Origin of the sequence: Luteimonas aquatica, from assembly GCF_022662575.1 — a bacterium.
GTDB lineage: Bacteria > Pseudomonadota > Gammaproteobacteria > Xanthomonadales > Xanthomonadaceae > Luteimonas > Luteimonas aquatica.
The window spans coordinates 169,521-187,606 of record NZ_JALBFU010000001.1 but is presented as its reverse complement, the minus strand read 5'-3'; the positions used below and the strand labels follow the sequence as shown (position 1 = coordinate 187,606).

Annotated in this window: 19 protein-coding genes and 1 pseudogene; 11 read left to right on the top strand and 9 right to left on the bottom strand. The window is 70.4% G+C overall.

Going from position 1 to position 18,086, the window contains the following annotated elements; genetic code table 11:
• Positions 1-2: 2 nt before the first annotated feature.
• From MD221_RS00855 to MD221_RS00810, 10 genes are all read left to right on the top strand, one after another.
• The gene (locus tag MD221_RS00855; RefSeq protein ID WP_242107069.1) at positions 3-695 is read left to right on the top strand and encodes a histidine phosphatase family protein; all 693 of its coding nucleotides are present in this window, start codon (positions 3-5) and stop codon (positions 693-695) included.
• Positions 696-722: 27 nt separating this feature from the next.
• Complete coding sequence (locus MD221_RS00850; RefSeq protein ID WP_242107068.1) at positions 723-1,511, top strand: SDR family oxidoreductase; 789 nt, start codon at positions 723-725, stop codon at positions 1,509-1,511.
• Positions 1,512-1,543: 32 nt separating this feature from the next.
• On the top strand, positions 1,544-2,332 hold the full coding sequence (locus MD221_RS00845; protein ID WP_242107066.1) for an SDR family oxidoreductase: 789 nt from the start codon (positions 1,544-1,546) through the stop codon (positions 2,330-2,332).
• A gap of 27 nt (positions 2,333-2,359) precedes the next feature.
• Complete coding sequence (gene pcaD, locus MD221_RS00840) at positions 2,360-3,139, top strand: 3-oxoadipate enol-lactonase (protein ID WP_242107064.1); 780 nt, start codon at positions 2,360-2,362, stop codon at positions 3,137-3,139.
• Between the two features lie 22 nt (positions 3,140-3,161).
• Complete coding sequence (locus tag MD221_RS00835; RefSeq protein WP_242107061.1) at positions 3,162-4,187, top strand: NADP-dependent oxidoreductase; 1,026 nt, start codon at positions 3,162-3,164, stop codon at positions 4,185-4,187.
• A 351-nt stretch (positions 4,188-4,538) separates the two neighbouring features.
• Entirely contained in the window at positions 4,539-5,783 is a 1,245-nt protein-coding gene (locus tag MD221_RS00830) for a TCR/Tet family MFS transporter (protein ID WP_242107060.1), read from the top strand.
• 269 nt (positions 5,784-6,052) lie between these two features.
• Positions 6,053-7,246, top strand: a complete 1,194-nt coding sequence (locus MD221_RS00825) for a hypothetical protein (RefSeq protein ID WP_242107058.1) — start codon at positions 6,053-6,055, stop codon at positions 7,244-7,246.
• A 200-nt stretch (positions 7,247-7,446) separates the two neighbouring features.
• Positions 7,447-7,875: a YciI family protein gene (locus MD221_RS00820; RefSeq protein WP_242107055.1), complete on the top strand. Its 429-nt coding sequence runs from the start codon at positions 7,447-7,449 to the stop codon at positions 7,873-7,875.
• Between the two features lie 62 nt (positions 7,876-7,937).
• Positions 7,938-8,378 (top strand): VOC family protein, encoded by a 441-nt coding sequence (locus MD221_RS00815; protein WP_242107053.1) that lies wholly within the window; start codon positions 7,938-7,940, stop codon positions 8,376-8,378.
• A 179-nt stretch (positions 8,379-8,557) separates the two neighbouring features.
• On the top strand, positions 8,558-9,820 hold the full coding sequence (locus MD221_RS00810; protein ID WP_242107052.1) for an RNA polymerase sigma factor: 1,263 nt from the start codon (positions 8,558-8,560) through the stop codon (positions 9,818-9,820).
• A gap of 133 nt (positions 9,821-9,953) precedes the next feature.
• Here MD221_RS00810 and MD221_RS00805 read toward each other — a convergent pair whose 3' ends face one another.
• From MD221_RS00805 to MD221_RS00795, 3 genes are all read right to left on the bottom strand, one after another.
• Complete coding sequence (locus MD221_RS00805; protein ID WP_242107050.1) at positions 9,954-11,426, bottom strand: MFS transporter; 1,473 nt, start codon at positions 11,424-11,426, stop codon at positions 9,954-9,956.
• 91 nt (positions 11,427-11,517) lie between these two features.
• Positions 11,518-12,114, bottom strand: a complete 597-nt coding sequence (locus MD221_RS00800) for a YceI family protein (RefSeq protein ID WP_242107048.1) — start codon at positions 12,112-12,114, stop codon at positions 11,518-11,520.
• Between the two features lie 98 nt (positions 12,115-12,212).
• Positions 12,213-12,569 (bottom strand): DUF1428 domain-containing protein, encoded by a 357-nt coding sequence (locus MD221_RS00795; protein ID WP_242107045.1) that lies wholly within the window; start codon positions 12,567-12,569, stop codon positions 12,213-12,215.
• Positions 12,570-12,753: 184 nt separating this feature from the next.
• Between MD221_RS00795 and MD221_RS00790 the strand changes: the two genes are divergently transcribed.
• Positions 12,754-13,545, top strand: a complete 792-nt coding sequence (locus MD221_RS00790; RefSeq protein WP_242107044.1) for an NRDE family protein — start codon at positions 12,754-12,756, stop codon at positions 13,543-13,545.
• Positions 13,546-13,891: 346 nt separating this feature from the next.
• Here MD221_RS00790 and MD221_RS00785 read toward each other — a convergent pair whose 3' ends face one another.
• The 6 genes and pseudogenes from MD221_RS00785 to MD221_RS00760 form a co-directional block, all read right to left on the bottom strand.
• Entirely contained in the window at positions 13,892-14,380 is a 489-nt protein-coding gene (locus tag MD221_RS00785) for a hypothetical protein (RefSeq protein ID WP_242107042.1), read from the bottom strand.
• 71 nt (positions 14,381-14,451) lie between these two features.
• A pseudogene (locus tag MD221_RS00780) lies at positions 14,452-14,637 on the bottom strand (PspC domain-containing protein); the annotation flags it as partial.
• A gap of 33 nt (positions 14,638-14,670) precedes the next feature.
• Complete coding sequence (locus tag MD221_RS00775) at positions 14,671-15,069, bottom strand: YfeK family protein (RefSeq protein WP_242107040.1); 399 nt, start codon at positions 15,067-15,069, stop codon at positions 14,671-14,673.
• Entirely contained in the window at positions 15,053-16,123 is a 1,071-nt protein-coding gene (locus MD221_RS00770; protein ID WP_242107039.1) for a class III poly(R)-hydroxyalkanoic acid synthase subunit PhaC, read from the bottom strand. The genes MD221_RS00775 and MD221_RS00770 overlap by 17 nt, the downstream gene beginning before the upstream one ends.
• A gap of 1 nt (position 16,124) precedes the next feature.
• The gene (phaE, locus tag MD221_RS00765; protein ID WP_242107038.1) at positions 16,125-17,357 is read right to left on the bottom strand and encodes a class III poly(R)-hydroxyalkanoic acid synthase subunit PhaE; all 1,233 of its coding nucleotides are present in this window, start codon (positions 17,355-17,357) and stop codon (positions 16,125-16,127) included.
• 88 nt (positions 17,358-17,445) lie between these two features.
• Entirely contained in the window at positions 17,446-18,078 is a 633-nt protein-coding gene (locus MD221_RS00760; RefSeq protein ID WP_242107037.1) for a CDP-alcohol phosphatidyltransferase family protein, read from the bottom strand.
• Positions 18,079-18,086: the final 8 nt, after the last annotated feature.

The window sequence follows — 18,086 nt, the reverse complement described above, 5'->3', positions numbered from 1 at the left end:
CGATGGCCGACCTGCTGCTGATCCGCCACGGACAGGCCAGCTTCGGCGCGGCCGACTACGACCGGCTCTCCGACACCGGCGAGGAGCAATCGCGCCGCCTGGGCGCCTGGCTCGCGCGCTGCGGCGTCGGGGCCGAACTGGTCGCCACCGGGCGCTTGCATCGCCATGCGCGTACCGCCGAGCTGTGCCTGGACGCGGCCGGCCTCGCCGGACTGCCGCGCCTGACGCTGGCGGGCCTGGACGAGCTCGACCATGTCGAGGTGCTCAAGCGCCATCGCCCCGACCTGCGGGATTTCGAGGACTTCGCGCGCGAGCTGCGCGGGCAGCCCGACCCGCACCGGGCCTTCCAGCGCATGTTCGCCGAGGCGGTCGCGCGCTGGAGCGGCGGCCGGCACGACCACGAGTACGAACGCACCTGGCCGGCGTTCCGCCGCGAAACGCTGGAGGCATTGCAGGCGCTCGCCGAACACCCGGCGCGCGGGATCTGGGCCTTCACGTCCGGCGGACCGATCGCGGTGATCGCCACCGAACTGCTCGGCGCGCCGGTCGAGCGCACCTTCGCGCTGAGCTGGAACCTGGTGAACACCGGCATCACCCGCGTGCGCCTGGGGCGCGGCGCGCCGCAGCTGATCACCTACAACGCCTGGCCGCACCTGGCCGAGGCCGCCGACGCGGCCCTGATCACCTATCGCTGACCCATGCCCGCACGCGAGACGACGCCCATGACCGGATCCACGCCTTCCGCTCCTTCCGACCCGTTCGACCTCGGCGGCAAGATCGCCGTGGTCACCGGCGCCAGCCGCGGCATCGGCGCCGAGATCGCCAAGCTGCTCGCCGCCAAGGGCGCGCACGTGATCGTCTCCAGCCGCAAGCGCGAGGACTGCCAGACGGTGGCCGACGAGATCCGCGGTACCGGCGGCAGCGCCGAGGCCGCGGCCTGCCACATCGGCGAGCCGGCGCAGATCGAGGCGCTGTTCGCCGGCCTCGACGCCGGCCACGGCCGCATCGACGTGCTGGTCAACAACGCTGCGACCAATCCCTACTTCGGCCCGATCGTCGACACCGATCCGGGCGTGTTCCAGAAGACCGTGGACGTCAACATCCGCGGCTACTTCTACATGTCCGCGCACGCCGCCCGGCGCATGGCCGCCGGCGGCGGCGGCTCGATCGTCAACGTCGCCTCGGTCAACGGCGTGGTGCCCGGCTTCCAGCAGGGCATCTATTCGATCACCAAGGCGGCGGTGATCTCGATGACCAAGGCCTTCGCGGTCGAATGCGCGGGCGCCGGTGTGCGCTGCAACGCGCTGCTGCCCGGACTCACCGATACCAAGTTCGCCTCGGTGCTGGTGAACACGCCGGAGATCCTCAAGCTGGCGCTGGCGCACGTGCCGATGCGCCGGGTGGCGCAGCCGTCGGAAATGGCCGGCGCGGCGCTGTATCTCGCCTCGGCCGCCTCCTCCTACACCACCGGCGCGATCCTCAACGTCGACGGCGGCTACCTCTGCGTCTGACCTCGTCCCCACCCCCTTCCGGAGTCCGCTCGATGACCGCATCCCCCGCCCCGCGCCTGGCCGGCAAGCAGGCCTTCGTCACCGGCGCCGCCGGCGGCCTGGGCCGCGCCATCGCGCGCCGCTTCGCCGAACACGGCGCCAGGCTGTTCCTCACCGACCTGGACGGCGCGGGTGCGGCCGAGGTCGCCGCCGACATCAATGCCGGGATCGGAACGCAGGTGGCCTGGAGCGCCGCCCAGGACGTGCGCGACGAAGCGCTGTGGCAGTCCCTGCTCGGCGAGGCCAGCGCGGCGATGGGCGGCGTGTCGGTGCTGGTCAACAATGCCGGCACCGGCTCGCTGGGCGGCGTGGAGCACATCGAGCAGAAGGAGTGGCGCCGGGTGATGGCGGTGAACGTGGAGAGCATCGTGTTCGGCTGCAAGCATGCCCTGCCCCATCTGCGCGCCGCCCAGCCCGGATCGATCGTCAACATCTCCTCGCTGGCCGCGTTCAAGATCGAGCCCGACTACACCGCCTACAACGCCTCCAAGGCCGCGGTCGCCTCGCTCAGCAAGTCGATCGCGGTGGACTGCGCGCGGCAGAAGATCGACGTGCGCTGCAATTCGATCCATCCGGCCTTCATCCGCACCGGCATCGTCGAGCCGTTCTTCCGGCAGCTCGGCGAGGAGGAAGCCACGCGCAAGCTGGTGCGCGGCATCCCGATGCGCCGGCTGGGCGATCCGGACGACGTGGCATACGCGGCGATCTACCTCGCCAGCGACGAAAGCCGCTACGTCACCGCGGCCGAGCTGACCGTCGACGGCGGCGCGCGCGCCATCTAACATCGTCTTCTTTGCCGGACCCTCCGCATGCCGTTCCTCGACCTGCCGCAGCATCGCCTGCACTACCGCATCGACGGCGACGGCAAGCGTCCCTGGCTGCTGCTGTGCAACTCGATCGGCACCGACCTGCACATGTGGGACGAACAGATCGAGGCGTTTTCGCGCGACTTCCGCGTCCTGCGCTACGACCGCCGCGGCCATGCGCGTTCGAGCGCGCCGCCGCCGCCCTGGACCGTATCCGACCTCGGCCGCGACGTGCTCGCGCTGCTCGATGCACTCGATGCCGAGCGCGTCCATTTCTGCGGCCTCTCGCTCGGCGGCCTGATCGGCCAATGGCTGGCCCTGCATGCCCCGCGGCGCATCGGCCGCCTGGTGGTGTGCAGCACCGCGGCGAAGATCGGCAGCGCCGAGGCCTGGCGTTCGCGCATCGCCCTGGTGCGCGAACGGGGCATGGACGCCGTGGCCGAGGCGACGCCCTCGCGCTGGTTCACCGACGCCTTCGCCCAGGCGCATCCGGAACGGGTGCGCTCCATCCTCGCGACGATGCGTTCGCTCTCTCCCGAGGTCTACGCGGCCTATTGCGGGATCCTGATCGACGCCGACTTCCGCGCCGAACTGGCGGACATCGCCGCGCCGCTGCTGGCCGTGGCCGGCCGCGACGACGCCACCACGACGCCCGCCGACCTGAAATGCATCGCCCACGGGGTCGCGGACGGCCGCTACCTCGAACTCCCCGGCCGCCATCTGACCAATGTGGAATCGGCGGCCGCGTTCACGCCGGCCGTGCTGGATTTCCTCCATTCCTGACCCGCAAGACGCGAGACCGACCATGTCCGAGAGCAATCGCCAGCTGCGCCTGAAAACCCGTCCCGAGGGCGACGTGCGCCGCGAAGACTTCGACCTCGTCGCGCAGCCCCTGCCCGAGCTCGGCGACGGCGAGGTGCTGATCCGCGTGCTGTACCTGTCCATGGACCCGACCCAGCGGGTCTGGATGCGCGACATCCCGCAGTACCTGCCGCCGGTGGCCATCGGCGAGGTGATGCGCGCGCTGGGCATCGGCCGCGTCGTGGCGTCGCGGTCGGCGCACTATGCCGAGGGCGACCTGGTGCAGGGCCTGCTCGGCTGGCAGGACTACGCCCAGCTCCACGAGAAGCAGCTGGCCGCGTCGGGCTACGTGAAACTGGGCGCGCAGGCGCAGCAGCTGCCTCTGCCGACCCTGCTCGGCGCCTGCGGCATGAGCGGCATGACCGCCTACTACGGCCTGACCGACATCGCGCCGGTGCAGCCGGGCGAGACCCTGGTGGTGTCCGCGGCCGCCGGCTCGGTCGGCTCGATCGCCGGGCAGATCGGCAAGATCCGCGGCGCGCGCGTGGTCGGCATCGCCGGCGGCGCCGACAAATGCCGCTACCTGGTCGAGGAACTGGGCTTCGACGCGGCCGTCGACTACAAGGCCGGCGACTGGAAGCAGGCGCTCAAGGCCGCCACGCCCGACGGCGTGCACGTGAATTTCGAGAACGTCGGCGGCGAGATCATGCGCGCGGTGCTCTCGCGCATGGTCATCGGCGGCCGCGTGGCGCTGTGCGGCGTGATCGCCGGCTACAACAGCGACGAACGTCCCGCCGACGACTTCAGCGTCGCGATCTACAAGCGCCTGACCATCCGCGGCTTCCTGATCCTGGACTACAAGCAGGCCAAGGAAGCGGTGCAGGCGCTGGGCGGCTGGCTGCGCGAGGGCAGGCTCAAGGCCGAGGAGACCGTGGTCGATGGCCTGGAGAACGCGCCGCTCGCGCTCAACCGCCTGTTCGACGGCAGCCATCGCGGCAAGCTGGTGCTGCGCGTGGATCCGGCGAGCTGAGCATCGCGCCCGCGCGGCGGGCGCCGAACGTTTGCCCAGCGGGATGCCGGCGCGGATTTCCCGGCGCAGCCGCGCCCACTTCCATTCGGCGATCGCGCTCGTGTATGATCGGCGCCGCTTCACAGAGGAAGCCATCATGCAAAGTGTTCGTCTCCGCGCCTGACGCAGGCCGCCCCGCTTCAGGCCGCTCGCCAGCCCATCGCGCTGGCCCGCCCGCCTCGGCTCCGATTCTCCCGGCTCCGACTCCCTCAGCGCTGACTCGCTCAGTGCCGATCCGTTTCGGCTCCGAATCCCGCTGAAGCGCCTTTTTCGCGCGCGGCATCGCCGTGCGCCTCCCAGACATCCAACGCCATGTCCATTCCTACCTTTCGCGCCGGCAAGGCGGCGATCGCGTTCATCCTCGTCACCGCGATGCTCGACATCGTGGCGATGGGCATCGTCATCCCCGTCCTGCCGCCTCTCATCGAACAATTCTCCGGCTCCAGCTCGCGCGCCGGCATCATCAACGGCATCTTCGTCGCGCTCTGGGCGCTGATGCAGTTCGTCGCCTCGCCGATCATCGGCTCGCTGTCCGACCAGTACGGCCGGCGCCCGGTCATCCTGCTCTCGACCGCGGGACTGGCCGCCGACTACCTGCTGATGGCGGTGGCGCCGAACCTGTGGTGGCTGGCGCTGGGCCGCATCGTCGCCGGCATCACCTCCGCCAGCTTCACCACGGTCTACGCCTACATGGCCGACATCACCACGCCGGAGAACCGCGCGCGCGGCTACGGCCTGGTCGGCGCGGCCTTCAGCGCCGGCTTCGTCGCCGGTCCGCTGCTGGGCGGCGTGCTCGGCGAATGGTCGCCGCGCGCGCCGTTCTGGGCGGCCGCGGCGATGAGCGGCCTGGCCTTCCTCTACGGCCTGTTCATCCTGCCGGAGTCGCTGCCCAAGGAGCGGCGCATGCCCTTCTCCTGGCGGCGCGCCAATCCGCTGGGTGCATTGCGCCTGCTGGGATCGCACCCGGAGCTCACCGGCCTGGCCACCGTCAACTTTCTGCTCTACTTCGCCCACCACGTGTTCTCGGCGGTGTTCGTGCTCTATGCCGGGCACCGCTACGGCCTGGGCGCCTGGCAGGTCGGCATGCTGCTGGCGCTGGCAGGCGTGCTAGAGCTACTCGTGCAGGGCGTGCTGACCGGCCACGCGGTCAAGCGTTTCGGCGATCGCAAGGTGATGGTGTTCGGCCTGTTCGCGGGCACCGTGGGCATCGCCTGCATGGGTCTGGCGCCGAACGCGCTGGCGTTCACGCTGGCGCTGCTGCCCAACGCGCTGTGGGCGCTGGCGATGCCCACGCTGCAGTCGCTGATGACCCAGCGCGTGTCGGAATCCGAGCAGGGCCAGCTGCAGGGTGCCAACAACAGCGTCGGCAGCATCGCCGGCGTGTTCTCGCCGCTGTTCTTCGGCGCGGTGTATGCCGCCTCGGTGGGCACCGACGCGCCGTTCCCGCATCCCGGCGCGGCCTTCCTGATCGCGGCGCTGGTGCTGCTGGTCGCGGCGGTGCTCGGCTGGCGCGTGGCGCGTCGCGCGAGGGACGCTCAGGCGGCGGCCGGCGCCTGAGCCGGTCCCGCCGCCGCCTCGCGCGGCGGCGGGACTGGGCCGATTTCCGTTTGGCCGATTTCCGCTCGGGGTCCTTGTCCGAAAACGGCCAGCATCGCGCGCGCGATCGCGGCATAAGGCATTGGCGCATCGCGCGTCGATGCCGCGCAAGCCGCTCCACGATTCCCACGCGACGGCTCGCGCCGTCGCTGCGGTCCCGTTCGGCCCAGGCATCGGCTTCAAGCACCGGATTCGAATGCCTGAACCCTCGATTCGGAACAGGAGACGCCATGACCCGCTTCCGCAAGCCCGCTCTGCTGGCCGCCTCCACGGCCGCGCTCTTCGTCGGCCTCGCGCACGGCGCCGATCCCTTCGTGGTGCGCTATCGCATCGCGGTGCTCCCCGCGCTGGGCGGCTCCTCCAGCGCCGGCGCCGGCATCAACGATCGCGGCTGGGCCACGGGCACGTCCAACCTCGCCGGCGACCGGACCGTGCGCGCCACCCTGTGGCGCGGCGGCCGGGCCACCGATCTCGGTGCGCTCGGCGGCCCCGGCGCCAACAGCGCGGTGCTGTGGCCGGTGAAGAATCTGCGCGGGATCGTCGCGGGCATCACCCAGACCGCCGAGGACGATCCGCTCGGGGAGCGCTGGAGCTGCTACTCCTTCTTCCCCGGCCCGAACCGCGCCGGCAAGCGCTGCGTCGGCTTCATATGGGAGAACGGCGCGATGACCGAGCTGCCCACGCTCGGCGGCACGCACGGCTTCGCCGCCGGCGCCAACAACCTCGGCCAGGTGGCCGGGTGGGCCGAGAACCGGGTCCGCGATCCGAGCTGCATCGCGCCGCAGGTGCTGCAGTTCCGCGCCGTGCTCTGGGGGCCCGGGCGCGGAGAGCTGCGCGAACTGCCGCCGTTGCCCGGCGACTCGGTCAGTTCCGCCACCGCGCTCAACGACCGCGGCCAGGTGGTCGGCATTTCCGGCAGTTGCGCCAACGCCGTCGGCGGGCGCAGCGCGCGGCGCAACGTGCTCTGGGAGCACGGCAGGCCGGTCGACATCGGCGACTTCGGCGGCATCGCCTGGAACACGCCGATGGCGATCAACCAGCACGGCGACATCGTCGGTTTCGCCAACCGCTCCGCCGCCGACGGCACCGCGTTCAATCCGCGCGCCTTCCTCAAGTCGCCCGGACGCAGGATCCGCAACCTCGGCACCCTCGGCGGCGAGGGCAACAGCCAGGCGCTGGGCGTCAACGCATGGCGGCAGGTGGTCGGACAGTCATGCGACGCCGCCGGCGCCTGCGTCGGCTTCCTGTGGCAGGACGGCAGGATGACCGACCTCAATACCCTGCTCTCCCCCGCTTTCCACGGCAGCGTCGTCGCCGCCAACGACATCGACGATTTCGGCCGGATCACCGGGCAGGCGGTCGACGCGGCCAGCGGCGATGCCGTGGCCTTCGTCGCCACGCCCTACCTCGTCCGCAGCCCCTAGCGGTCGCCCGGCTTCGGCCCTTTCGAGCCGGCGGAATGGGTTCCGCCGGCTTTTTTTCGTGCCCGCGCTCGCGGCACAACATCAGCTGAACGATTCAGGACATCCTCGCCGGCCTTGTCGATCCCGCGCATTCCCATCCGTCGCCCTCACAAGAACCGATGACGACGCATCGGTCGCGCCACAGACCAGAGGAGACCGCCATGAAAGTGCTAGTGATCGTCAAAGCCACCGCCGCGTCCGAAGCCGGCGTCATGCCCAGCCGGGAACAGATCGCCGCGATGGGCAACTTCAACGAGGAGCTGGTCAAGGCCGGGATCATGCTCGCCGGCGAAGGCCTGCATCCCAGCGCCAGGGGCGCGCGCGTGCGTTTCTCCGGGCGCGAGCGCACCGTCACCGACGGGCCGTTCGCCGAGACCAAGGAACTGGTCGCCGGCTTCTGGATCTGGCAGGTGCGTTCGCTGGACGAGGCCATCGAATGGGTCAAGCGCTGCCCGAATCCGCACGAGGAAGAGAGCGAGATCGAAATCCGCCCGTTCTTCGAGGCCGATGACTTCGGCGAGGAATTCACTCCCGAACTGCGCCAGCAGGAAGACCGTCTGCGCGCCACGATCGAACGGCAGCGCTCCTGATCCCCGCGCTGCCTTTGCACGCCATTCCCGCCCATCCCGCATCCGACCGAGAGTCCACCGCCATGTCCCTGCAATTCACGCCCTATCTCATCTTCAACGGCCAGTGCCGCGAAGCCTTCGAGTTCTACCGGAGCGTCTTCGGCGGCAGGATCGAGGCCATGATGGGTTTCCGCGATACGCCCATGGCCGGTCATGCGCCGCCCGGCGCCGAGGACGACATCATGCATGCCTGCCTGATCATCGATGGGCAGAGCGCCGACGGGCATACGCTCATGGGCTCCGACTCCTGCGGCCAGCCCTACGTCAAGCCGCAGGGCCAGCACATCTCGATCCAGGTCGACACGCCCGAGGACGCCGAGCGCATCTATGCGGCGTTGTCCGACCAGGGCGCGATCGCGATGGAACTGCAGGAAACCTTCTGGGCCAAGCGCTTCGCGATGTTCACCGATCGCTTCAATATCCCCTGGATGATCAATTGCCCGTGCGAGCTGCGCAAGGAATAAGCGTCGCCGCAGGCACGCACGCCCCTTGCAACGCGCCGTGCCGGCCTGGACGGCCTCTTGCGCCCCCCGGGCCGCAGGCCGGCCGCGCGCGCCTTGGACGATCGTCATGGGAAAACCCTGGAGGCATGCCGCCATGCGGGACTTGCGCCGGATAGTCGATGATGTTGTGATCGCCCGCCATGACACCGGCCGACGTTCACCGCAGCATCGACACCGTCTGGCGCATGGAGTCGCCGCGGGTGATCGCCGGCCTCGTGCGCATGGTGCGCGACGTCGGCCTGGCCGAGGAGCTGGCCCAGGACGCGCTGGTCGCGGCGCTGGAGCGCTGGCCGCGCGACGGCGTGCCCGACAATCCCGGCGCCTGGCTGATGGCCACCGCCAAGCACCGCGCGATCGACCGCCTGCGCCGCAGCAAGCTGCAGCAGCGCAAGCACGAGGAGATCGCCTACGAGCTGGAGTCGGAGCAGGACATGGCCGCCTCTGACGCCATCGACGCGCTCGACGATGACATCGGCGACGATCTGCTGCGGCTGATCTTCACCGCCTGCCACCCGGTGCTGCCGATGGAGGGACGCGTAGCGCTGACGCTGCGCCTGCTCGGCGGCCTCACCACCGACGAGATCGCGCGCGCCTTCCTGGTGCCCGAACCCACCGTCGCGCAGCGCATCGTGCGCGCCAAGCGCACCCTTTCCGAGAAGCAGGTGCCCTACGAGGTGCCGCGCGGCGAGGAACTGGCCGAACGCCTGGCGGCCGTGCTGCACGTGATCTACCTGATCTTCAACGAAGGCTATTCGGCGACCGCCGGCGACGACTGGATGCGCCCCGCCCTGTGCCAGGAAGCCCTGCGCCTGGGCCGCGTGCTCGCCGGCCTGGCGCCGCGCGAGGCGGAGGTGCACGGCCTGGTGGCGCTGATGGACATCCAGGCCTCGCGCACGCGCGCGCGCACCGGCGCGTCGGGCGAGCCGATCCTGCTGCTGGAGCAGAACCGCGCGCGCTGGGACCGCCTGCTCATCAACCATGGCCTGGAGGCGCTCGAGCGCGCCGAGCGCCTGGGCGGCGCCGACGGTCCCTATGCTCTGCAGGCCGCCATCGCCGCCTGCCATGCGCGCGCGCCGGTCGCCGAGCAGACCGACTGGGCGCGCATCGCCGCGCTCTACGCCCGGCTGGCCGAGGCGATGCCCTCGCCCGTGGTCGAGCTCAACCGCTCGGTGGCGCTGTCGATGGCCGCGGGCCCGGCCGCCGGCCTGGCGCACGTGGATACCTTGCGCGACGAGCCGGCCCTGAAGGACTACCACCTGCTGCCCAGCGTGCGCGGCGACCTGCTGCAGAAGCTCGGCCGCCTCGGCGAGGCGCGCGCGGAATTCGAACGCGCGGCCTCGCTGACCCGCAACGCCCGCGAACGCGAGCTGCTGCTCGGGCGCGCACAGGCCTGCGTCGACTAGGCAGGGGACTTTTCACGCGCGGACCGCGCCTGCCATGAACCATGCCGGCTTCGGATCAAGCCGGGATCAAGTCGCTTCGGATCGAGCCGGCTCGATGCCGGCTCGATGCCGGCTCGAAGCACGCCCGCTCGAATCAGGCGGCGTGCGAATCGGGCACGCCGGTCTCCGGTGTCGGCGTGCGCGCCGGGCGCAGCAGCAGCGCGCCCAGGATCGCCGCCAGCACGGCGAATCCCGCGCCCACCAGGAAGGCGATGCGGTAGCCATCGTTGAGCGCCACCAGCCGGTCGGCGCCGAGCGACAGCAGGGCCCCGGTGCGCGCCGAGGCCAGGCTGGCCAGCACCGCCAGCCCGAGCGCGCCGCCCATCATGAAGGCGGTGTTGACCACGCCCGAGGCCAGGCCCGATTCGTCCGGGCGCACGTCGCTCATCGCCGCCAGCAGCAGCGGATTGAAGGCCATGCCCGCGCCGAGGCCGAGCAGCAGCATGCCGGGCAGCACGTGGCTGGCGAACTCGCCGTTCACCGGCGCCTGCGAGAACAGCAGCAGGCCCGCGGCCGCCAGCCCCAGGCCGACCGCCAGCGGCACGCGGATGCCGAAGCGCATCACCAGTTTGGCCGACAGGCCGAGCGAGAACGCCGCCATGATCAGGTTGGCCGGCAGGAACGCCAGCCCGACCTGCATCGGGCCGTAGCCGAGCACCAGCTGCATGTATAGCGCCGACAGGAAGAACCAGGAGAACATGCCCGCCGCCCACAGTACGCCGACCACGTTGGCCGTGCTGACGTTGCGCGAGGCGAACAGGTGCAGCGGCATCAGCGGCACCCGCACGCGCGACTCGATCCGCAGGAACGCGCCGAGCAGCACCGCCGCCACCGCCAGCATGCCCAGCGTCCTGGCGGCGAGCCAGCCCACCTCGTTGCCGTTGACGATCGCGTACACGGCCAGCATCAGCGACAGCGTCACGGTGACCGCGCCGGCGACGTCCAGCTCGCGGGTATCGGGCGCCTTGTGCTCGGCCGGCAGCAGCTTGCGCGAAAGCAGGAACACCACCGCGCCGATCGGGATGTTGATCAGGAAGATCCAGTGCCAGCTCAGCGCGCTGGTCAGCAGTCCGCCGAGCAGCACGCCGATGCTGCCGCCGCCCGCGCAGACGAAGCTGTAGACGCCCATGGCCTTGGCGCGCTCGGCGGTCTGCGTGAACAGCATCATGATCAGCGACAGCGCCACCGCGGTGACCACCGCGCCGCCGAAGCCCTGCACGGCGCGCGCGGTCACCAGGAACGCCTGCGAGCGGGCCAGGCCGCAGGCCAGCGAGGCCAGCGTGAACAGCACGATGCCGATCAGGAACAGGCGCCGGTGGCCGAACAGGTCGCCCAGGCGCCCGCCCAGCAGCATGAAGCCGCCGAAGGTGAGCAGATAGGCGTTGACCACCCAGGCCAGCGCCGCGTCGGAGAATCCGAGGTCGTCGCGGATCGAGGGCAAGGCCACGTTCACCACCGTGGAATCGAGCACGATCATCAGCACGCCGAGGCAGACCACGATCAGGGCCTGCCAGCGGTGGTCGCGGGTGTTGCCGGCGCCGCTGGCGGCGCGTGTGGGGGAATTCACGCAGTCGTTTCCATGTCGGGGAGGAACGGGACGAAGCCGTGGCGCGATGGTAGCGCGACGGCCGGCATGGCGGGCTCGCCTGGCGCCCGCGTCATTGCTGCTTGGCGATCGCCTCGACCTGGATGCTCAGCTTCACGTCCATGCTGAAGCCGTAATCCTTGCCGGCCGTCATGCCGAAGGCGTCGCGCTGGATGGTGGTCGCGGCGTCCGCGCCGCACAGCTCGCGCTTGCTGACCGGATGCGGCATGCACTTGAAGGAGCGGATCTCCAGGGTCACCGGCTTGGTGACGCCATGCAGGGTCAGCTCGCCCTCGGCCCTGGTCGGCTTGCCGTCGACGAAGCCGGCCAGCTTGCCCTTGTAGGTCGCGGTCGGATACTTGGCGACGTCGAACAGCTCCGCACTCCTGGCCGCATCGTCCATTTCCTTCAGGCCGTAGTTGACGCTGGCCGCGTCGATGGTGACGTCGATCGATCCGGTCCCGGCCTTCCTGTCGAGCGTGACCGTGCCCGCGCTCTTGTCGAACTTGCCGCGCCACACCGACAGGCCGCCCAGGTGGTCGGCCTCGAAGCTGGGAAAGGTATGCATCGGATCGATCTCGTAGACCGTCTCGGCGGCGAGCGCCGCGCCCGGGAGCAGCGATGCCAGCAGCGCCAGCCGGCGCAGGATGCGATGGTTCGGGTGCGACATGGTGACGTTTCCTGAGAAGTGGGTTCGGGGGATGGCGGCGGCGCATTGTGCGCCGCGCGCCTGCGGCCGGGTCGTGACCGATTGCGGACTGCGGCGCTTCAGAACCGGACGATGGGCTTGAAGCCGCCCCAGAACATGCGCTTGCCGTCGAACGGCATGTCCTTGGGCCCCATGTTGGCCAGGCGCGGATCGGCCATCACCTTCTTGACGACGCTGTCGCGGTGCTTGCGCGACTTGTAGACGACCCAGGAGAAGACCACCACTTCGTCCTTCTTGAGCTTCACGCTCTGCGGGAACGAGGTGACCTTGCCCGGCTGCACGTCGTCGGCCACCGTTTCCATGTATTCCAGCGCACCGTATTCCATCCAGATGCGGCCGGCCTTGCGGGCCAGGGCGCGGTACTTGGCGAGGTTCTTCTTCGGGACCGGCAGGACGAAACCGTCGACGTAGCTCATGTCAGGACTCCAGCGTGTTGAAGGGAAAGGCGCCGCGGGCAGGATCGTTTCCCCGGCGCGCATGACAACGTCGCGCGGGGGGACCGGAAATCGACACGGGATCGCGCGATGCCCGGACATATTCAGATTGCGTTTAGATTCGCCGCCCGACCAGGACCCTGGGCCGATCGGCTAGCATCCGCCCATGTGCCTGATCGCCCTCGCCTGGCGGGTCTACCCGCGCTACCCGCTCGCCCTGATCGCCAACCGCGACGAATTCCATGCCCGCCCCACCGCGGCGGCCGGCCCTGATCCCGACGCGCCCGAGGTCTACGGCGGCCGCGACCTGGTCCAGGGCGGCGGCTGGCTGCAGGCCTCCGCGCGCGGTCGGCTGGCGGCGGTGACCAACGTCCGCGACGGCATCGCCAGGGAGGCCGCGCCGCGCTCGCGCGGATTCCTGGTCCGGGACTTCGTCCGCGCCGACGCCGGCGCCTTGCAGGCCGCCGCGGCGCTGGCGCCCACGGCGGCCGAGTACGGACGCTTCAACCTGCTGGCCTGGGACGGCGCCGAGCTGGCCTTCACCAGCAACCATCCGCGCTTCGCCTGCTCGCCCGTCGCGCCGGGCATGCACGCCATGTCCAACGGCGCTTTCGACGCGCCCTGGCCCAAGAGCGGCCGCGCGACGCGGGCGCTCGCCGCCTGGCTGGACACGCCGGCGGCCGAGGCCTGCGCGCAGGGCGAAGCCGCCGTGCTCGCCCCGCTGTTCGATGCGCTCGCCGACGCCGCGCCGGCTCCCGACGCCGACCTGCCCGATACCGGCGTCGGCCTGGATCTGGAACGCGCGCTCTCGCCGCCGTTCGTGCTCGGCGAGCACTACGGCACGCGTTGCAGCAGCATCGTCCTGGTCGGCACCGACCGGATCGTCTTCGCCGAGCGCCGCTTCGGCCCCCATGGCGTCGCGGCCGGCGAGTCGTTCGCGATCCTGCCCTTGGCCTGAACGTTGGCGCTCAAGGCGTTGCGGCACGTTCGCGAGGATGCGCCTGCGCATTGCCCGGCATCGGTCTGTTCGCGCTGGCGTTGCGCCGCGCGCTGCAGGGCGCGCATGCAAAGCGCGCATAAAGCAGAAGGCCCAGTCTCACGGATTGCTCCGTTCGGCTGAGCCTTCTTTGTCGAAGCGATTGCGTCCGGCTTTCGCGTTTCGCTTTTTCTTCGACGGGAACAGGCTATCGCAATGACCGTTATGTGACCGTAAAAAATCCTCGCCGTTCGTCGGCACCGGGTGAAAACGCGGTTGCAAACGCATGATCGCTGCCGCACCGCAACGAAATGCGTTCGCGCCGTCGTCATGGATGCGGGGCAAGATCGTCGAGCGCGGAGAACGGCCACCAGCCCGTTCCCCGGCTGGCATAGCGATCCGCGGCGCGCTCGAAGCGGTTGCGCACGCTGATGCCGCCGCACAGCAGGTACAGCGGCAGGAACAGCGGCCCCAACGCCATGTACTGGTAGATGTGCGCGCGCTCGTGGTCGGCCAGCAGGATGGCCGGCTCCTGGCACCATCCTGCGCGGTGCGCGTAGGTGACGCATTCGGCATCGAGCGTGTCGCCGGTGTGCAGGATCACGTTGCCGAGCGTCATCGCCCCGCCCGGCCCCCACGGCCAGCGATGGAACACCAGCGCGAGATCGGCCGCGCGCAGGTGCGCGTGCGCGCCGAACGCGAGCCCGGCGACGCCGAGCAGCAGTCCGATCGCGGTATTGGGCAGCGTCCAGACGACGCCGCAGGCCTGCAGCGCGCGCAGGCCCGCGCGCGCCCACGGCGTCCCCGCAGCGCTCAATCGCCGCCTTCCGGGGGCGTGCTTCCTGGAGCCACGCTTTCTGGAGCCGCGCTCTCCGGAGCCACGCTCTCTGGAATCAGCAGCCACAGGATCAGATAGACCAGGATGCCGGGGAACGCCGCCGACAGCACCGACACCAGCACGTAGATCACGCGCAGCAGGGTCGAGTTCCAGCCGAAGCGGCGTGCCACGCCGCCGAGCACGCCGGCCAGGACGCGGTCGTTGATGGAGCGGGAAAGCGTCGGTGGCTGGCGCATCGTCGGAAGCGTTGGCGGGCGGATGCCGGGAGTCTAGCGCGTCGGGCCGGCCGTTTTCGCGTCCTGGCGCTGGCGCCGCAACTGCTCGCCGAACCAGGCCGAGGCCGGCTGCGGCGCCCGCCCCCGGCAGCGCACGCGGTAGGGCTTGCCGCTGACGCTGCTGCGGGTGGCGGCGCGTTCGATGAACTGTTCGGCGTTGCCCGCGGCATCGCGCTTGCGCAGCCAGTCGTACTTGCGCTGCAGATGCGCGCGGGCCGCGGCGGCATCGTGCCAGGAGCCGTTGCGCTCGAACTCGCAGCCCGAGTCGCCGATGGCGCGGATCAGGCCGTCGATTTCGCGCTCGCTCTCCGCCGCGGGCGCGGTCGCCGCGCACAGCAGCGCGGCGCATCCGATGCCCAGCGCGACGACGCCGATCCTATGCATTGCGCGCATGCAGCCACTCGTGGATCGCGCCCGGCACCTCTTTCTGCGCCCGGCTGGAGACGTAGATGCCGATGTGGCCGCCGCGGAAGGACAGTTCGGAATAGTCCTGGCTGCCGATCAGCCCGCGCAGCGGCCGGGAGGCCGACGGCGGCACCAGGTGATCCTGCTCGGCGAAGATGTTCAGCACCGGCATCTCCACCAGTCCCAGGTGCACCTCGCGCTCGCCGATGACGATGCCGCCGTTGACGAAGCCGTTGCCCTGGTAGAACTGCCTGACGAACTGACGGAACGCCTCGCCGGCCTGGTCGGGCGAATCGAAGATCCACTTCTCCATGCGCAGGAAATCCTCGACCGCGCGCTTGTCGTCGAGGATGTCCACCAGCCCCACGTACTTCTGCACGAACAGGCGCCAGGGCTTGAGCGTGAGGTAGCACAGGTTCATGGTGTCGGCCGGCACGTTGCCGAGCGTGTCGACGAACAGGTCGACGTCCAGCTCGCGCACCCAGTTGGAGAGCATGTTGTCGTCGGTGTGGAAATCCACCGGCGTCACCATGGTGATCAGGTTCCTGACCTTGTCCGGATGCAGCGCGGCGTAGCACAGCGCGAACGCCCCGCCCTGGCAGATGCCGAGCAGGTTCACCGCGTCCAGGCCGTGGTGGTCGCGCAGGTGGTCGATGGCGCCGCCGATGAAACGGTCGATGTAGTCCTCGAGCGTGAGGAAGCGGTCGGAGCGGTCCGGGTAGCCCCAGTCGATGATGTAGACGTCCTCGCCGTGGGCCAGCAGGTTGCGCACGATCGACTTGTCGTTCTGCAGATCGACCATGTACGGGCGGTTGACCAGCGCGTAGCTGATCAGCAGCGGCACCTTGGCGGTCGGCGCCTTCTCGCCGACGAAGCGGTACAGCACCGTCTTGCCGTCGCGCCAGACCTCCTGGCGCATGGTGGCGCCGAAGTCGACGTCGTCCACCTCGCGCAGGGTCGCCAGGCCGGCGCCCAGCTTTTTCTGCAGGGCTGCGGCTTCCTCGGCCAGCGCCTGGGCGTTGAAATCGAGCGGACCGTTCATCTCAGCGCTCCTTCTTCTTCGCGACATGCTTCTTCACGGCACGCCCCTTCGCGGCATGGGCGGTCTCGCGTTCGGTCATCGGCTCCGGGGCCATCGGCGCGGCGATCCCGGACATGGCGAACAGCGGGCCGCGCTTGATGCTGCGCGCATCGTGCGCGGCCTTGGCCGCGCTCTTCCTGCCGGCGGGCTTGACGGCGGGTTTCTTGCTGGCCGGTTTCTTGCCTGCCGCCCGTCGCGCGGGCGCCTTGACGACGCGCGGTGCGGGGGTCGCCGTCTGCGGCGGTGCCGACGCCGCGGCGCGCGCGGCCGATGGCGCGCGCCCCTGGGCCTCGCGCAACCGCCGCACCTGCCGTTCCAGCTCGACGATCTTGCGGTGCGCGCCGTCGAGTTCGCTGCGCGTGGGCATGTCCAGCAGCGCGCAGGCCTGCTCGACCTCGCGCTGGATGCCGCCGCGCAGGCGCATCTGTGCATCGACCATGCCCGCGTAGACCTGGCGGAACTCGCGCGAGAGCGCGATCCTGGCGTAGGCGTCCTCGGCGGCGTCCACCCACAGGTCGAACAGTGCGCGCGCCGTCTCGATCTTCCTGCCCGCGTCGGCGTGCTCGGACAGCTTGCGCTCGAACAGCGCGTAGGCGTCCTCGGTCGCCTTGAGCATCAGCGTGTTGTAGTCCTGGGTGCGCTGCTGGTAGTCCAGGTGCGCCTGCGCCAGGCGCTGCCAGCGCTCCTGGTGCTCGCGCGCCAGGCCGAAGGTCGGCAGTTGCAGCCAGGCGGCGCCTTCGTGGCGGAAGCCCTCGAAGGCGTTCATCCAGGGCGCGGCCTGCTGCAGCCAGCGCTCGAAGCTCTGCGCGCCCTGCCCGTGCATGGAGCCGGTGAATTGCGAGAAGGGATTGCCGCCGGCCGCGCCCAGCATGCGCTTCCAGGCCTGCGCGATCTCGTGCGCGCCGGCGTCGCCGCCGGCGAACTGCCCCGCCAGCTGCTGCATCTGCGCGAACCAGTGGCCGGCCTGGCTGCGCAGCCGGCCGACGGCGTCGTTCGCCTCGGGAACGCCGCCCTGGGCGAAGGCGGCCCACCCCTCCAGCGCCGCCTGCCACGGCGAGGCCGGCGCGCCGCGCGGCGGCAAGCCGCCGGCCGACGCCATGCCGCGCAGCGCCTCGTTCCAGGCCTTCCAGTACTGCCGGGTCAGCGCCTCGAAACCGTCCGGCGCCCCGGCGCCGCCCTCATTGCCGTCCCGCATCGAGCTTCTCCAGAATCAGGCGTTGTTCGAAACCGGACCGATGATAGCAACGCCCGGCGACAGGAAACGTTCGCGCGGCCGCCGGCCCTCAGGGCTTGGGAATGCGCAGCGTCTTGCTGATCATCAGCGAGCCGGACAGGGCGTAGAGCAGCGCCAGCGGATGCAGCTGCCACGGCCCCAGCGTCCATACGCCCAGCCACAGCGAGGCGCCGATGTGGCCGCCCCAGGCGGCGACGGCCAGCACCATCACGATCGCCAGGCTGGTCGGGATCGGCGTGCCCTCGAAATACTTCACCTTGTCGCCGCCGTCGGCGAGCGTCTCGGCGGTGACGTTGTAGCGCGCCAGGCGGCTGACGCCGCAGCCGACGAAGTAGCTCAGGATCACCCAATCCCAGCCCCCCTGCAGGCCGCAGGCGTAGCCCAGCGCCGCGGGCGCCACGCCGAAGGAAATCACGTCGGCCAGCGAGTCGAGTTCGCGCCCGAGCGTGGAGGCCACCTTGCGCCAGCGCGCGATGCGGCCGTCGAGGGCGTCGAAGACGAAGGCCAGCGGAATCAGCGCCATGCCGATCAGTAGATCCCGTCGGCTGTTGTCGAGTGCGCCGCCCTCCTGCAGGAAGCGCATCGCCGCGAACACCGCCCCGGTGCCGCAGAAGGCATTGGCCAGGGTGAACCAGTCGGCCAGGTGGAAATCGCGGAGCATGGAGAAATGGCGTCGTGTCATGCCGTCGT

Coding starts and splice junctions, on each gene's coding strand:
- MD221_RS00855 (WP_242107069.1), top strand. CDS start 3: ATGGCCGACCTGCTGCTGATCCGCCACGGACAGGCCAGCTTCGGCGCG.
- MD221_RS00850 (WP_242107068.1), top strand. CDS start 723: ATGACCGGATCCACGCCTTCCGCTCCTTCCGACCCGTTCGACCTCGGC.
- MD221_RS00845 (WP_242107066.1), top strand. CDS start 1,544: ATGACCGCATCCCCCGCCCCGCGCCTGGCCGGCAAGCAGGCCTTCGTC.
- pcaD (WP_242107064.1), top strand. CDS start 2,360: ATGCCGTTCCTCGACCTGCCGCAGCATCGCCTGCACTACCGCATCGAC.
- MD221_RS00835 (WP_242107061.1), top strand. CDS start 3,162: ATGTCCGAGAGCAATCGCCAGCTGCGCCTGAAAACCCGTCCCGAGGGC.
- MD221_RS00830 (WP_242107060.1), top strand. CDS start 4,539: ATGTCCATTCCTACCTTTCGCGCCGGCAAGGCGGCGATCGCGTTCATC.
- MD221_RS00825 (WP_242107058.1), top strand. CDS start 6,053: ATGACCCGCTTCCGCAAGCCCGCTCTGCTGGCCGCCTCCACGGCCGCG.
- MD221_RS00820 (WP_242107055.1), top strand. CDS start 7,447: ATGAAAGTGCTAGTGATCGTCAAAGCCACCGCCGCGTCCGAAGCCGGC.
- MD221_RS00815 (WP_242107053.1), top strand. CDS start 7,938: ATGTCCCTGCAATTCACGCCCTATCTCATCTTCAACGGCCAGTGCCGC.
- MD221_RS00810 (WP_242107052.1), top strand. CDS start 8,558: ATGACACCGGCCGACGTTCACCGCAGCATCGACACCGTCTGGCGCATG.
- MD221_RS00800 (WP_242107048.1), bottom strand. CDS start 12,114: ATGTCGCACCCGAACCATCGCATCCTGCGCCGGCTGGCGCTGCTGGCA.
- MD221_RS00795 (WP_242107045.1), bottom strand. CDS start 12,569: ATGAGCTACGTCGACGGTTTCGTCCTGCCGGTCCCGAAGAAGAACCTC.
- MD221_RS00790 (WP_242107044.1), top strand. CDS start 12,754: ATGTGCCTGATCGCCCTCGCCTGGCGGGTCTACCCGCGCTACCCGCTC.
- MD221_RS00775 (WP_242107040.1), bottom strand. CDS start 15,069: ATGCGCGCAATGCATAGGATCGGCGTCGTCGCGCTGGGCATCGGATGC.
- MD221_RS00770 (WP_242107039.1), bottom strand. CDS start 16,123: ATGAACGGTCCGCTCGATTTCAACGCCCAGGCGCTGGCCGAGGAAGCC.
- phaE (WP_242107038.1), bottom strand. CDS start 17,357: ATGCGGGACGGCAATGAGGGCGGCGCCGGGGCGCCGGACGGTTTCGAG.
- MD221_RS00760 (WP_242107037.1), bottom strand. CDS start 18,078: ATGACACGACGCCATTTCTCCATGCTCCGCGATTTCCACCTGGCCGAC.